Here is a 15,370-nt window from a genome sequence, read left to right as displayed (position 1 = left end):
TCTGTCACCCGTCAACTACGAAAACCGTTACAGTGCTACACTGTTGACCGCTGCATGAATCCCACCCAGTGTCCAAGATTCGGGGTTAAGGCCGCTGCCATCAGACTATCGGGAGGGTCCGACAACTTTGGAGTGCTGCGGGTGGGATGGGGATGGACTCGTTCGGTGAGCTGTTGGGTTCAGGATAGCGGCGGGGTCCGACAACTTTTCGTGCGTGAGTGTGGTTGCGGTGGTGGGCTCTTCGTGACGCTTCCTCGCAAGCTCGATCGCTCCTCAGGGATCGGTAAGTGATTTCCGGACTCCTCCCTTTTCGGCGGGAAACGTTGGTGGGGAATCGAACTGCTATCAGACTATCGGTCAGGTCTGACAACTTTGGTGTGCTGCGGGAGGGGTGTGGATGGACTTGATCGGTGAGGTGTTGGGTACAGGATAGCGGCGGGGTGTGACACCTTGTCCTGCGTGAGAGTGGTTGCGTGGGAGCACCCTTCGTGACGCGACCTCGTAATCTCGGACGCTCCTCAGGGAACAGGGGCTGCAGCCTCACCGAGGTCCGTCGCCCTCGCGCGTCATGCCATTGCGGCTCTCCATCACCTGATTCTCAGGGCGTGGGCGTTTCGCATATTCCGCACCCCACCCCATCCCCGCAGCAGTGTGCTTCGCGCTTTCGCTCAGCTGCTCATCTGAGATCGACCGAGAAGTCCTCGAGGATCGGGCGTACGACCGAATTCCGCCGGCAGGCGCTCGCCGACTGCGCGCAGCGATCCCATGACACCCGGCATAGCCGCAGGTGCGGCCCGGTAGCCTTCTCAGAATGAGCGATCAACAACAGTGGAAAGCGTTCGAGGTGTCGGTTTCCGACCACGTCGCCGAGGTCGTACTCACCGGGCCAGGCAAGGGCAATGCGATGGGACCGGATTTCTGGCGTGAGTTGCCGGAGATCTTTGCGCAGCTCGACCGTGACGACGACGTCCGTGCGGTCGTCCTGGCCGGCTCGGGGGCGCATTTCTCCTACGGGCTGGATCTCGCCGCCATGGGTGGTGACCTCGGTCCCGTACTCGCCGAGGGGGCGAAAGCGCGGCCGCGCACCGAGTTCCACGACAACCTGCGACGATTGCAGGCCGCCATCAGCGCAGTCGCCGACTGTCGAAAGCCGGTCATCGCGGCAGTCGCCGGCTGGTGCATCGGCGGCGGAGTCGATCTGATCAGTGCTGTCGACATCCGGTACGCGAGCGCCGACGCCAAGTTCAGCGTCCGCGAGGTTCGGGTGGCCATGGTTGCTGACGTCGGTAGCTTCGCCCGCCTGCCGGCAATCATCGGTGACGGCCACCTTCGTGAGCTCGCACTGACCGGTAAGGATGTCGACGCGGCCCACGCCGCACGCATCGGACTGGTCAACGAAGTACTCCCGGACCGCGACGCCGCCCTCGACACCGCCCGGGCGACCGCTGCCGAGATCGCCGCCAATCCCCCGCTCGTCGTCAACGGCATCAAGGCTGTGCTGGACCACAGCCGCCGCGCCGGCGTCGAGGACAGTCTGCGCTACGTCGCCGCATGGAACTCCGCGTTCCTCCCCAGTGAGGATCTGTCCGAGGCGGTCACCGCAGTTTTCGAGAAGCGCCGCCCCGACTTCCGCGGCGCCTGAACTGTGCCGGTGCTGGAGCCGGTCAGTTGGCTGCGACCGGCTCCAGCCGGAACACCGGTATCCGACGTTGCGTGCGCTGGACGTAGAGGTCGAAGTTGGGCCACACGTTCACCAATGTCCGCCAGGCGCGCACCCGTTCGTCACCGTCGAGTTCACGTGGCCGCATCGCGGAGACGGTACCGTGATGCCCCACCTCCACGGTGTCGGCCGAACGCACATTGAATACCCATTGGGGCATGTCAGGTCCGCCGAAGTACGAGCCGGCGATCAACCACGCACCCGCTCCGTCCGGTACCGCGAGCAGTCGGGTCGACCGAACAATCCCGCTTTTACGGCCCGCTACGCGCAGCGTGATGTTGGGCAGTCCGGCCACATCCAGCAGGGTCACCCGCTGCCCCGTCAGCTTTTGCAGCGCGCTGTCCACCACCACGATCTGCGGTAGATAGCGCGGCATCCAGCTGATCGAACCGATTTTCACCGCCAACGGCGTGAGCACACCCATACGCCCAGTCTGCCAGGTCGAGCCGACCATCCTCGGCCATCCGAGGGCACGAGTCAACCGAGCCATGAACAGCGTCGGCAACCTGTGGACAACGAACCACGGCTGCGTTCGGAAGACAGCGATGATCTGATCATGACAACGGATGACAGCACGATCCCCGCCATCGAGACCGCTCATGACCCGATCGTCGGTGCCGACGACATGCGCCAACGCTGGCGCGCTCTGATGGGGCCGCTCGGATTCGGAAGCGCGCGACTATGGTTCGCCTTCGTCGGACCCGACCGACGTCTGTTGAAGGTTCTCAATTGGCTGCCCCTGCCACCGACACCTGAACCGGTAGAGGTGGATCCGCTCCTGTTCACCCTCGGCGAGGCAATCGAGGCGCTCGAGGCCGAGTCGGTCGCGTTCCTGATCTCCCGCCCGGGTCGTGACGGTGTCTCCGATGACGATCTCGCCTGGGCGCGCCAGCTGATCGCCGCCGCCCGACGGCACGACGTGCCCGTGCAGCCGGTGCATCGCGCCAACGACGCGGATCTCGTCGCGCTGACCATCGCCGAGGACGCCGCGGCCTGAGCACCTGCGCCGATGAGTCGTTTCGCGTAGTACGTTGAGGCCCGAGGATCAGTTTCGGCGCTGATGGGAGGACCGATGAGCGGCCGGCAACGGATGGCGATCGACGGCGGCCAGACGGGCACCCGCATCCGAGTGTTCGGAGATGGCACGAGCGAACACAACGCCGGTCCGATCTACACCGATCGTCCTGTGGTTCCACAGATCGCCGAGGTGGCGCGGGATGTCATCTCCGCGACCGGTGCCGACGTCGGTGCGGTGGCGGCGGGCGTATCGGGACTCACCCCGCAGGCCACCCGTCCGGACGAATTGCTGGCCGCCCTCGCCGGAGTCGGCCCCGACACGGTCGCGCTGGCGCATGACTCGGTCTCGGCCTACCTGGCCGCCAACCGTTTCGAGAAGGGCGCGGTGATCGCCGCGGGCACCGGCGTGGTCACGCTAGGTGTCGGTGACGGTGGGGTCGCACGCGTCGACGGCTGGGGGCATCTGGTCGGCGACGCGGGCAGCGGCTACTGGATCGGACGCGCCGGGCTCGACGCCGCCTTGCGCGCCTACGACGGGCGCGGCGCACCGACGCCACTGGAACAGTCGGCGCACGCCACGTTCGGTCCACTGCCCGAGTTGTACATGGCGCTGCAGGCGGATCCCGAGCGGGTCGCCCACATCGCGGGATTCGCCCGAGAGGTGTCGGCCGCCGCACGCACCGACGACACCGTCGCCGTCGACATCCTCCAGCGCGCCGCGGCTGAACTCGCCGACTCCGTCCGAGCCGCCCTGCGGCGCAGCGATCCCCGGACCGGGCAGTCATCCCGGGTGAGCTGGATGGGCAATGTCCTGACCAACAACGACCTGGTCCGTACACGATTCATCGAGCTGATCGGCACCACCACACCCGACGTCACCATCGCAGCGCCCTACGGCGACACGCTCGACGGTGTCGCGCTGCTACTGGAGCCGCCAGAACACCATCCTCTCGCCACGCACATCCACCGTGCGTGACGAGAGGTGCCGCGGACGGCTCGCTACTTCTGACTCTCGGTGTGGAGAGTCTCGGTCAGATTGCCCGCCAACAGCTTCGCGAACTCGGCGGGGTCGCCCAGCTCGCCACCCTCGGCGATGACGGCCATACCGTAGAGCAGCTTCGCCGTCGGCACCAGGGCACTGTGGTCCTCGCCGACGCCGAATGCGTTGTTGAGGCCGACGATCAGCGGGTGATCGGCGTTGACCTCCAGCGCTCGCTTGCTCTTGGGCAGTTCCTGACCCGATGCGCGGTACAGCTTCTCCAACTGTGGTGACATCGAGAAGGTGTCGCCCACCAGGCAGGCGGCCGAATCGGTGAGCCGAGACGACAACCGCGCCTCGTTCACGTCGTCGGCCAATGTCTCCGCCAGCCACTCGAGCAGCGAGGCGAACTCCTCGGACTTCTTCTCCTTGTCGGCTTTGTCCTCGTCGGACTCCGTGTCATCGAGCGAGTCGAGATCTACCGCTCCCTTGGCGATCGAGGTGAACGACTTCCCGTCGAACTCGAGTCCGCTGGTCACCCACATCTCGTCGACCGGATCTGTCAGCAGCAGCACCTCGACGCCCTTGGCGCGAAACGCCTCGATATGTGGGGAGTTCTCGATCTGCTGTCGGCTCTCGCCGGTCATGTAGTAGATGGTGTCCTGACCGCTTCGCATCCGGCCGATGTAGTCGGCGAGCGTGGTGAGGCCGTCCGCGGAATCGGTGGAGGCAAACGAGGAGGCCTTGAGGATGGCGTCGCGATTGTCGAAATCGTTGACCAGGCCTTCCTTCCAGACCCGACCGAAGTTCTCCCAGAACGTCCGGTAGTCGTCCGGACGCGAGTCACGGAGATCACCCACGGTGGAGATGACCCGCTTGGTGAGCCGTCGGCGGATGGCCCGGATCTGGCGATCCTGCTGCAGGATCTCCCGCGACACGTTGAGCGACAGGTCCGCGGCGTCGACGACACCCTTGACGAATCGCAGATACTCCGGCATCAACTCTTCGCAGTCATCCATGATGAAGACACGCTTGACGTACAGGTGGATTCCCGAAGATCGCTCCCGCATGAACAGATCGAAGGGCGCCTGGGTCGGGATAAACAGCAGCGCCTGATACTCGAAGGTGCCCTCGGCCTTGACCGTGATGACCTCGAGGGGCTCATCCCAGGCATGGCTGACATGCCGGTAGAACTCGTGATACTCGTCCTGGGTGACCTCGTCGGCAGATTTGGCCCACAGCGCCTTCTGCGAGTTGATGGTTTCGGTGACGACCTCGGTCTTCGGTTCGTCCGTCCGCGGTTCGCCCGTCGACTCGCCGGAATCGTCGGATGCGACCGGCTTCTCGACGTCCATCCGGATGGGCCACGCGATGAAGTCCGAATAGCGCTTCACCAAGGCCCGCAGCTTTGCTGCGTCGGTGTAGTCGTACAGATGATCCTCGGTGTCGACCGGTTTGAGCGCCAGGGTGACCGACGTCCCCTGGGGCGCGTCGGCGACATCGTCGATCGTGTACGTGCCGTCGCCGGTCGATTCCCAGCGGGTCCCGGTGGCCTCACCGGCACGGCGGGTCACCAGGGTGACCCGATCGGCGACCATGAAGGTCGAATAGAAACCGATGCCGAACTGACCGATCAGCTCCTCACTGGCCGCGGCGTCCTTCACCTCGGCCAATTTGCGCCGCAGTTCCGCGGTGCCCGAGCGCGCGACGGTACCGATCAGGTTGATGACATCGTCGCGGGACATGCCGATGCCGTTGTCGCGGACCACCAATGTCCGCCCCTCGGGGTCTGCCTCGAGTTGAATGTGCAGGTCCCCCGCGTCGACGTCGAGTTCCTTGTCCTGCAGCGACTCCAACCGCAGCTTGTCCAGCGCATCCGACGAGTTGGAGATCAGCTCCCGAAGAAAGCTGTCCTTGTTCGAGTACACCGAGTGGACCATGAGATCCAGCAGCTGCCGCGTCTCGGCCTGGAACTCACGAACCTCTGTCTGACCAGTCATGATCGACCTCCGCTCAACCGTCACTGACGAAGCCGCAGTTTACCGACCACCCCATTGGCTAATCTGGGTGGGTCGACCGCTGTGCGGTGCTCGAACGCGCACCGCGGTATCGATGGCCGATGCCCCGCCGCACCATCGAAAGACCGGTGAATGCCAGCTCCTCGTCTGCTGTTCGTGCACGCGCACCCCGACGACGAAGCGTTGTGGACGGGTGGCCTGATCGCGCACCACACGGCGCGCGGTGGCGCCGCCGACCTCATCATGTGCACCTGGGCCGACGGCACGCACCGGCATCGCGAACTGATCGAGTCGATGCACGAACTCGGGTTGCCCGGCCCACCGATCATGCTGGGGTACGCCGACGACCGGGTACCCGAATCTGCTCCGGGAGCGCAGCGATTCTGCGCGGCGCCCTTCGATTCGGCGGTGCGCACGATGGTCGAGCACATCCGGCGGCTGCGTCCCGACGCCATCGTCACCTACGACGCCATCGGAATCTACGGCCATCCCGATCACATCCACGCCCACCGGTTGGCCTCGGTGGCCGCCGACGCCGCCGCCAGCCCCCGCCTGTACCGCTCGGCCGGCGACGCGTGGCAGACCCGATCGGTGTACTTCGTGACAATCGCCGATTGGATGGTCGACGACGTGCGCGACGACCTGTTCGCCTCCGTGCGTCGCGACCACCTGCCCGGTACCCCACCAGAGGGCATCGACCTCACGCTGGATGTCGGACGGTACGGGGAGCGCAAGGCGGCGGCCATCGCGGCACACCGCACCGAGGTCCGACGCAGCCGTACCATCCAGGGGCTGATGGCACTCCCGCCGGAGCGACGCGACCGGCTGCTTGCCTCGGAGAACTTCATCCGGCGCGATCTGGTACCGGGCGGGATCGAGATCTGCTGATCTCCAGCCGCGCAGGTTCAGCTGTCGACTCCCCCGGATTCCTACGGCGTCGTGACCGCGACCGGCGAACGCAGCCCACTTGCACGCTGGACCCGGCGGCGCACGGCCGCGGCCAACACGTCGGCGGAACCGACAATCCGGACGTGTCTGCGAGCTCGGGTCACGGCGGTGTAGAGCAGTTCTCGGGTCAGTAACTCCGACCCCTCCGGCGGTAGCACCACGGTGACCCCGTCGAACTGGCTGCCCTGGCTGCGGTGGATCGTCATGGCATACAACGGCACCACATCGGCCAGACGAGTCGGATGCAGGCGCCGGATCTCGGTGCCGCGCCGGAAGACCACCTCCAGGGTGTTCCCGGAGCGGATCACCACACCGCTGTCACCGTTGAAGGTCGCGGTCTGCCGATCGTTGGCCGTCACCAACAGCGGCTCGCCCGGGTGCGCGGTCGGCGACGCCGCCCAGACGCCGCCGGGTGAGCTCGACCCCATGGCCGGCGATCGGCCGTGCCCGCTGTCCGTGTCACCCTCGGCCAACCAGTCCACCACCCGACGCGACCAGCCCTGCACACCCCAACTGCCATCGCGGTGAGCACACAGCACCCGGTGCGCGTCGAGGGCGTCCAGCGCGGCTGGTGCATCGCCCAGCGCGCCTGCACTCGACATCGCTGCTCCCCAGGCCGCCACGTCGGCCCGCACGCCGTCCAACTCGTCCGGCGACACCAGGCTGACCTCGGTGAGATCCGGGTCGGTCACCAGGGCGACCACGGCGTCGGCATCTCCACGGTTGATGGCCCCGGCAACCTCTGCGATCCCCCCGCCGAACCGATGGCCGCGCTGCAGCGTCACCACGCCGCGTTCCACCCGGTCACGATCGGTGAGACCGGCCGGCACCGCCGATCCGATCCCCTCTGGCAGCGGGAGCGGCGCGATACCGGCTTCCCGGTCGACGAGGTCGGCCAGTACCGCACCGGCCTCGACCGAGGCGAGCTGATGCGGATCGCCGACGAGGATCACCCGCGTGTCCGGACGTACCGCATCCAGAAGTCGACTCATCGCCGTCATCGAGAGCATCGACGTCTCGTCGACCACCACCACGTCGTAGGGCAACTTGTTTCCGCGTCCATATCGGGGGGTCGAACCGGGCCGCCAGCCGAGCAGTGAGTGCACGGTCACCGCGTGCACCGACGCCGGGGCCGCGGCGTCCGCCGACACCGCCGCCTGCAATTGCGCGGCCGCCCGACCGGTGGGCGCGCACAGCCCGATCCGGACCGAACCGCCGCCCAGCCGATCGAGCACCGACAGAATCCGCGCGACCGTGTACGTCTTGCCGGTGCCCGGTCCGCCGGCGACCACCAGCGTCCAGCTCACCGCAGCCATCTGCGCGGCCACTCGCTGAAGGTCCACCGATCCGGCCTCGGCAGGCCCGAACACGTCATCGACAGCCTCGGTGACCGCAGCCGGATCGACATCCGGACGTGTCTGCTCTCGCGCCATCAGCGCCTCGCGGATCAGCTGCTCCTGGCGAAAGTACTTGCGTAGGTAAAGCAGTGGGCCATCTGCAGAGGAGGCCAGAACCAGCGGCCGAAGTGGCCCGGTCCCGGCGCCACGCACCAGCGCGCTGTCGGTCAGCGCGCGGATCAGTTCCTCCGGCGCCGGCAGGTCCGGCGACACCGTTTCGGCCCAGGGACCGACGATCTCGGCCACCCGTGACACGGCCAGACATGTGGACCCGTATCGCACCGCACGAACGGCCAGGGCCGCTCCAACCTGGGCCACCTCGCCCACCGGTTCGCCACACAATCGGGCCAGCCTTTGCGTGATGTGCAGGTCTGCCGCGTCGAGTACACCCGAACGGCACAGGGTCGCCAACGCGCCCTCGGCTCCGGCGAACGATCGCGCATCGTTCACCGTGCGAGCCGGCCGCGGGTCGGCTGGGCGGTCGGCGGTCTCGGCTGCGCTCATCTGTCGCCTTTCGCCAGTAAACCCGACAGGTCCTCGACGAGGGAAGGAGGCACCGCCCACTCGAACACGCCGCAACCGGGCGGCGTGCGCGGTCCCACCATCCCCCGCACGAAGTGATATTGCACCGGGGCGAGGTGCTCGCCCGCCTGGTATCCGGGCAACCTCCATCGCAGGTATCTGTGCAACGCAACCGAATACAGCAACGCCTGCAGCGGATAGTTGGCCGCCGACATCTCGGCCGCCATCGACGTGCGATCGAAGTCCTCGGCGCTGAGTTCACCGGGCCGCAAGCGGTTGGTCTTGTAGTCGACGATCACGAAGCGGCCGGCAGGAGTGCGCAACACCGAGTCGATGCTGCCGGTCAGGAACCCGCGCAGGCGTTGCGGCGGCAGCGCGCGCAGCTGGGCACTGTATCCGGCCAGCGGATCGTCGGCGACGAGATGCCGGTCCATCAGGTCGGCGATCGCGGCGGTCGTCACCGCCGCGCCGGTCGCCGAACCATCGGCCAGCGGGAACTCGAACTCCATCTCGGCGAGGCGATCCCGTGGTCCGACCGACCACAGGTCACCGAAGCCGAGTGGCGTGGTCAACACTCCGACCAATGCTGCGGTGAGACGTTCCACGTCGACGTCGAGCATCCGCGCAGCGATCGCCTGTCCACACAGGTCCGCGACGTGCGCGCCCATGTCTGGCATGTCGGTGTCGACATACTCGAGCACCTCGTGCACCAGCGTGCCGAAGGCCGCACCGAAGGGCATGCCGTTCATCAACGACGGGGTGCCGGTCGGTTGTCCACCGGCTATCTGCACGGCTTCTCCCGGCTCGGCGGGTTCGTCGGCGATCAGGTCCGCATCGGACTCGCTGCCCGATTCCAGCACCGCGGGATGGCCATGTCCTGCACCGGCAACGATGGCGGAATACGATGTGCGACGCCAGCTCTGGTCGATGGTCCGGTCGAATCGGGCTGCCGACAGCCCCGTTGGCGGTGGCGCCGGCACCGGTGGGTCGATGCGACTGTCACCATCGCGGCCGGCCACCTCCACGCTGATGGCACCGTCGAGGCGATAACCCATCAGCACTCGCGCACAGGTGTCGTCGTCGGGGACGTCGAAGCTCTCGGGCACTACCGACGATCCCGCTGTGCGCCCGAACAACAGGCGGTGCAGTGCGGAGTTCCGCGTGTGATACGCCGGAGCCCACCACGCGACGACCTGCGATTGCGCTCGGGTCAGGGCAACATAGAGCAGCCGCAGCTCCTCCCCCGCCGCCTCACTCTCATGTCGCTGCCACCGTTGCCGATGGCCCGGCGCCTCGTTCCCGCCCACATCGAGCACCCGATCGGCGTGCGCATCGTGGAACGTGAAGGTGGCCCGATTCGCATTGCGCGCCCCATCCCATGCGAACGGCACGTAGACGATCGGGAACTGCAAACCCTTGCTGCGGTGCACGGTCATGATCTGCACCGCCTGGGTGTCGCGGTCGAGTCGCCGCGTCTGATCCTGATGACGTTGCCAGCGGGTGGTGTCGGCGATGCGGTCGGCGAGCCACTCGACCAGCCCACTGAGCCCGCACGCACTGTGCATGACCTCGACGTTGCACAGTGAGGCCACCTGGATCAGATCCGTCAGCTCGCGTTCCCCGTCGGGCCCGGCGAGCACACGTTCGGCCACCCGCATGCGGCTCATCAGGCGCTGTGCCATCGCCGCGAATCCGCCCTCGGCGAAGACGTGCCCGAAGCTCTGCAGACTCATCGCCAGGTCGGTGATGCCGGCGCCGTCATCGCAGGCGAGGGCGTCGACGTCCCAGCCAATCAAGGTCCCGAGCGCTGCCGTGCGCACCAAATCGGTACGCGCCGGCTGTTCGACCGCCCGGATCACCGCCAGCCACTGCCGCGCCGCGGCGGTGTGGAAGACGCTGGTGCCCGATCCGATCACCGCCGCGACGCCATGGGCCTGCAGGTGTTGTTGCAGAGGTGCGATGGTCTTGTTGAGCGTCACCAGGATGGCGATGTCACCGGGCTCCACCGGCCGCACCGCCCCGTCGGCCTCGATCGTCGTCTTCGATGCCAACAGTCCGGCGATGTCGGCCGCGACGTCGGCGATGACCTTGTCGCGGACAGCGCCGACGGTGGGAAACCCGCTCCGGTTGAGCACGGTGAAATCCCGCCGCGGCAGCGCGCGCAACCGCACCGGCGGCACTCCGTGCAGTCGGCTGCCGGATCGAGCCGCAGTGACCTCGTGCACCACGATGTCACCGTGCCCGAGTTCGGCGCCACCGTGCAGGCGGGCAAGGGCGTCCACCAGAGCCCCATCGGAGCGTCGGTTGACATCGAGGGCGCGTAGGGAATCAGCAGACCGTACCGCCTGCAGATAGCTGAGCACCTCGGCACCGCGAAAACCGTAGATGGACTGTTTGGGATCACCGACCAGCACCAGTCTCCGGCTGCCGTGAAAACAGCGGTGGACGATCTCCCACTGTTGGGGGTCGGTGTCCTGGAACTCGTCGACGAGCACGGCGTCGAACATCGCGCGGATACGTGTGCATGCCGCCGCCCCCACGACGGGATCGGTCACGATCCGAAACAGGATCATCTGCAAGTCGTCATAGGTGCGCAGACGCGACGTCCGCTTGCGTTCTTCGACGATCTCGCGGATACGTGCGGCAAACCGCACCCGGCGGTGCGCGACCATCGCTTCGGGGGTATCGGCATCGCCGAGGTCGGTCTCCGAGGGTGCGAGCGCGGTGGCCGGTTGCCGGATCGCGTCCCGGGCGATGTCGGTCGCGTCCCCGAGTGAGAAATCGGGGCGGTCGGCGCCGGCGTAGCCGCGGAGATAGAGATCGAGCGCGGCTTCGTCGACGAGATCATCGACGTCTTCCACGATCTCGTAGATCATCTCTCGTTCACCAAGGAAGCCCAGGGCATCGAGCATGCGGTTGCAGAAGGTGTGTGTGGTCGCGATGGTGGACGCATCGAAATCCGACAGCGCACGTACCAGCCGTTCCCGACGAAGGGTCACCTCGCCGACCTCGCCGTCGGCCAGGTAGCCAACCAGCGGGTCCGCGTGATCCGGGCCGTCCTCCGGACTTGTCAGCGCAGCAATGAGTTCCACCACGCGCTCTCGCATCCGCTCGCGCAGCTCGGCGGTGGCCGCGCGGCTGAAGGTGACCAGCAACAGCTTGTCGATCGGCACACCCTCGGCTATCAACCGGGCGCCGAGACCCACGATCGCGTAGGTCTTACCGGTGCCGGCGCTGGCCTCGAGGACGGTGGTCCCCTCAGGCAGAGGCGCGGTCACGTCGAAGGCCACGGGCAAGTCGGTGTCGGTCATCTCGGGTCCGGTCATCTCAGGTCAGGGTCTCGTGTTCGAGCAGCGGGTCCCACACCAGGCGGGCCAGTGCACCGAACAGGGTGTCGCCGGGGTCTGCGAGCAACTGCGGTCCATCCCAGGAATCTTCGGATGGTACCGGCGCCGCGAGCACGTCTTCGAAGTCCACCGGCCGGGTGACGTCGCCGCCGAACACCATCCGCAGGTAGCGATCTCGGCCTGCACCGAAGTCGCCGTCGTACGCGCGGCGGGCCGCCGGCAGGGCACGGTCGGCGCCCCCCGAACGGCGATGGTGGTCGGCAAACTCCGCGGCCGGGTCCAGTGGGAGCGGCAGCGCGCGGCGCAGCCCGAGGTCGCGCAACCCGATCAGGGAACAGAGTACGTCGAGCGGGTGCTCCGGAGCGGTGAGCAGAGACCGGGCAACCCCACCCGAACGGGTCGGTCGCCGCGCGATGACGGTTGCGGCGCGAACGTCGTCTCCGCGCCCCACCGCCTGCCGGGCGGCAGCGACGGCGAGCAGCCGGATCCACGCGGTCAACCGCTGTTTGGCCCGGAGCTTCGAATAGGTGGCCGTGATCACCGTGCCCGCATGGATGTCGCCGACCGTGCCGTATACGCGCCGGCCGTCGGGCAACGGAACCACCAGGTCGACCGTCGACGATGTGCCGACTCGAGCGGACTCGGCCGCCGCGAAGACCGCAGCCACGTCGGTCGAGATGTCGCGCAACTCGCGGGTACCGAATGCATACGGCGGCAGCGTTCCGCGGCGGAGTTCGGCGGCCTGACAGGCGGCGAGATCGGTACCGGCGAGCATCCGCGCCAGGAATCTGTCGCCGATTGCCCAGCGGTCCAGCGGCGCGAGGGCGACGTCGAGTTGATCGGGGTGCGGGCGTTCCTCATCCGGGATGCGGGCGCCCAGTCGCTGCCGGACGAATCCCTCGATCGGATTGGTCAGGAAGCTGACCAGCGACGCGAGTTCGATGTCGTCGGGGTCGGGCGGGTCCAGGCGGCCGTCGGCGATCATCGAACGCCGCTCCGGCGTGGTCCCGGACGCCCGCGCTCCGGCGAGCAGGGCGGTGTCATAGGAGAACGGCTCGGCCACCCCGGCGATCGCACCGGGCACGAAATTGTCGGCGTCGAAGGCGTGCAGGGTGTGGCGACGAACGCAACTGTCAGGCGTTCGGGTGATCGCCGACACCGCGTCGACGAGTTCGCTGACGACCACGGCAGGTGGAATTCGCTGTCCCGAGACGGGGTCTGCGCCGCTGTAGAGCACCAGCAGATGCTCCTCGGCCGCGCAGATCGCATCGAGGAACAACTGACGGTCCTCGTCGCGTGGATTGCGTTCGCCCACCAGTGGCGCCCGTGCCGCAATGTCATCACCATCGTGGCGCAGCGCGCGCGGGAAGGCGTCCCCATCGACCCCGAGGAGCACGATCACCCGGTGCGGTACCGATCGCATCGGCACCATGGAACACACGGTCAACTCGCCGGTGCGAAAGTTGGCCCGCGTGGGCGCGGCCGACACGAGCCCGGCGATCAGGTCGCGGATGTCCCCCAACCGGAGCTCCACCTCTCCCCCGTCCGGTCCGCCCGCGGCGACCTCGCCCTCTTCGAACACTTCTGCGATCGAGCGGAGAGCCTGCGCCCGTTGCCATTCGGAGTCGACATCGGTGAGGACGAGTGCATCGATCGCGTCGGCGAGGATCTGTGTCCATGCGTTCGCCGGCTGGGTACCGCTCAGCGCGCCGAGTGTGGTCGACAATCTGTCCACGAATTCGGCGAACCGTCCGGCCAGGTCGATCTCGGTGCTCTCGACGCCACCGAGCGGTAGCGCGGTGTCGAGCCATTCATTGTCGGCCTCCTCCGCGACCGCGCCGAGCAGAATCCGGTCGATCCCGGTCTCGAAGGTGCCCTGTCGGAAGCCCTTGAGACCGAACCGCCCCCGCTGCGAATCATCGATCGCCCAGCGGATATTGCTGCCCACCAACCATTCCCGGATCACCTCGAGATCGTCGTCGGTGAGGTCGAAGCGCATGCGCACGGGCTCTCGGCCGAGCAGGTCCAGTACGGCACCGGCGGTGACCCGCCCGGCCGCGAGTTCGACAACTGCCGCGACCACGTCGAGCACGCTGTTGGTGTGCCGCAGGCCCCGATCGGCCAGGCGTACCCGCAGGTCGAAAGCCGGATGCCCGAGCCCCGGCTGACCGAATGCACCACGCACCAACGGCGCGAAGGCCTCCACGTCGGGACACATGATCAAGACGTCGCGCGGCTGCAGGCCGGCGTCGGCGGCGAACAGGTGCAGCAACCGGTCGCGCAACACCTCGACCTGTCGTTCCGCGCCATGGCACGCGTGTACCTCTACGGAAGTGTCGGCATCGCGCACGGACGCGCTCGGTTCGTCGGCGCGCAGACCTGCCTGCAGTGCGGCCAGCACGGAATTCTGCGGCGCGGCAGCCGTCGGGGGGTGATGGTGGTCGCGGTCGACCACCGGCGCCACTCTGCGCTGCAACTCCTGGACGTCGCGGGAGAGTCCGGCGAGCAGCGGATGCGCGAGTCGGGGCGGTGGATTGTCGGCCCGCCGCCGCGCACCGGTGGGCGCGGCCGCGGCCAGGGTCTCCCACAGCGCCGGACTCGGATGCGGCACGAACAGGTGCACCTCACGGTGCGCCGACACCGCCGACAGCACGTCGAGCAGTGATTCGGTGACACGGGTCGGGCCGAACACCGACAGCCGCTCGGGAAGGTCGATCGCGTGCGGGTTCTCGCGCACGACCGCGCAACGCTCGGCGAGTTCTTCTGCCGGGTGCGGATGACCGATCTCACGTCGGACCGCGCGCCAGAAGTCCGGCTGCCAGGCCAGGTCGTCGGGTACGGGGGCGCCTGCGCCATCGGTGTCGGAGCCATCGGCCCACGCGGCAAGCATCGCCGGTCGCTGACGGCCGTAGGAGTCGAAGAGCTCGGCGATCTGGCGGGCGGTGGCATAGCGGCGACCGCGCCGGTGATCGTCTGCCCCGGCGCCGGCGCCAACATGACGCGCCAGCACGGCCAGGCGTGGATCGTCGATCAATTCGTCCAACACCCGCAACACCGGCCAGGTCATCGCACCGGGCCACCAGCGGCGGCCTGCCGATACACCGGCGGCGTCCGCACCGTCGGCACGACGCTCGGCGCACTCCAACACGCGATCGGTCAGGCGTGCGGGCGAGGTGAAGTCCAGGTTGGTGGCCACGCCGTCGTGCCCACGCGCCGTGCCCAGCCGGGTGGCCAGCCGCTGTTGCAACCAACGTTCCACGCCCGGCGCGGGCACCGAGACGATTTCGGTGGTCATCGGATCGGGCAGCGGCGTCAACAGCAGGTGTGCCAGTGCATCGGCCAGAGCATCGGTCCGTTCCGCCCGATGGAGATGGAACATGTGCTGGCGCCTCCTGTGCGTCGTCGGCTGACGTCGCGCGACT

General features: G+C 67.5%; 9 protein-coding genes. 4 read left to right on the top strand and 5 right to left on the bottom strand.

Annotated features, from left to right (window positions below; all coding sequences use genetic code 11):
• The first annotated feature begins 811 nt into the window (after positions 1–811).
• Positions 812–1,642, top strand: a complete 831-nt coding sequence (locus ACIGKQ_RS23235; protein WP_235724200.1) for a crotonase/enoyl-CoA hydratase family protein — start codon at positions 812–814, stop codon at positions 1,640–1,642.
• A 22-nt stretch (positions 1,643–1,664) separates the two neighbouring features.
• Here the strand turns inward: ACIGKQ_RS23235 and ACIGKQ_RS23230 are convergent, their stop codons facing one another.
• The gene (locus ACIGKQ_RS23230; RefSeq protein WP_235724201.1) at positions 1,665–2,144 is read right to left on the bottom strand and encodes a nitroreductase family deazaflavin-dependent oxidoreductase; all 480 of its coding nucleotides are present in this window, start codon (positions 2,142–2,144) and stop codon (positions 1,665–1,667) included.
• A 132-nt stretch (positions 2,145–2,276) separates the two neighbouring features.
• Between ACIGKQ_RS23230 and ACIGKQ_RS23225 the strand changes: the two genes are divergently transcribed.
• Both ACIGKQ_RS23225 and ACIGKQ_RS23220 read left to right on the top strand, forming a co-directional pair.
• Entirely contained in the window at positions 2,277–2,717 is a 441-nt protein-coding gene (locus tag ACIGKQ_RS23225) for a hypothetical protein (protein WP_235724202.1), read from the top strand.
• Positions 2,718–2,792: 75 nt separating this feature from the next.
• The gene (locus tag ACIGKQ_RS23220) at positions 2,793–3,713 is read left to right on the top strand and encodes an N-acetylglucosamine kinase (protein WP_235724203.1); all 921 of its coding nucleotides are present in this window, start codon (positions 2,793–2,795) and stop codon (positions 3,711–3,713) included.
• Positions 3,714–3,736: 23 nt separating this feature from the next.
• On the opposite strand, the gene htpG is transcribed toward ACIGKQ_RS23220, so the two are convergent.
• The gene (gene htpG / locus ACIGKQ_RS23215) at positions 3,737–5,716 is read right to left on the bottom strand and encodes a molecular chaperone HtpG (RefSeq protein ID WP_235724204.1); all 1,980 of its coding nucleotides are present in this window, start codon (positions 5,714–5,716) and stop codon (positions 3,737–3,739) included.
• Positions 5,717–5,866: 150 nt separating this feature from the next.
• Between htpG and ACIGKQ_RS23210 the strand changes: the two genes are divergently transcribed.
• The gene (locus tag ACIGKQ_RS23210; protein ID WP_235724205.1) at positions 5,867–6,622 is read left to right on the top strand and encodes a PIG-L family deacetylase; all 756 of its coding nucleotides are present in this window, start codon (positions 5,867–5,869) and stop codon (positions 6,620–6,622) included.
• 41 nt (positions 6,623–6,663) lie between these two features.
• Here ACIGKQ_RS23210 and recD read toward each other — a convergent pair whose 3' ends face one another.
• From recD to recC, 3 genes are read right to left on the bottom strand one after another with little or no spacing between them, the layout of a single operon-like run.
• Positions 6,664–8,583, bottom strand: coding sequence for an exodeoxyribonuclease V subunit alpha (gene recD / locus ACIGKQ_RS23205; RefSeq protein ID WP_396575050.1), 1,920 nt, complete (start codon positions 8,581–8,583; stop codon positions 6,664–6,666).
• Positions 8,580–11,927: a UvrD-helicase domain-containing protein gene (locus ACIGKQ_RS23200; protein ID WP_396575049.1), complete on the bottom strand. Its 3,348-nt coding sequence runs from the start codon at positions 11,925–11,927 to the stop codon at positions 8,580–8,582. Before ACIGKQ_RS23200 ends, recD begins: the two co-directional genes overlap by 4 nt.
• Position 11,928: 1 nt before the next feature.
• The gene (gene recC, locus ACIGKQ_RS23195; protein WP_396575048.1) at positions 11,929–15,327 is read right to left on the bottom strand and encodes an exodeoxyribonuclease V subunit gamma; all 3,399 of its coding nucleotides are present in this window, start codon (positions 15,325–15,327) and stop codon (positions 11,929–11,931) included.
• Between the last annotated feature and the right edge of the window lie 43 nt (positions 15,328–15,370).

This window comes from Gordonia sp. NPDC062954, assembly GCF_044543825.1.
GTDB classification, from domain to species: domain Bacteria; phylum Actinomycetota; class Actinomycetes; order Mycobacteriales; family Mycobacteriaceae; genus Gordonia; species Gordonia tangerina.
The sequence above is the reverse complement of the archived record's forward strand: the minus strand, read 5'-3'. Positions and strand labels throughout refer to the sequence as shown.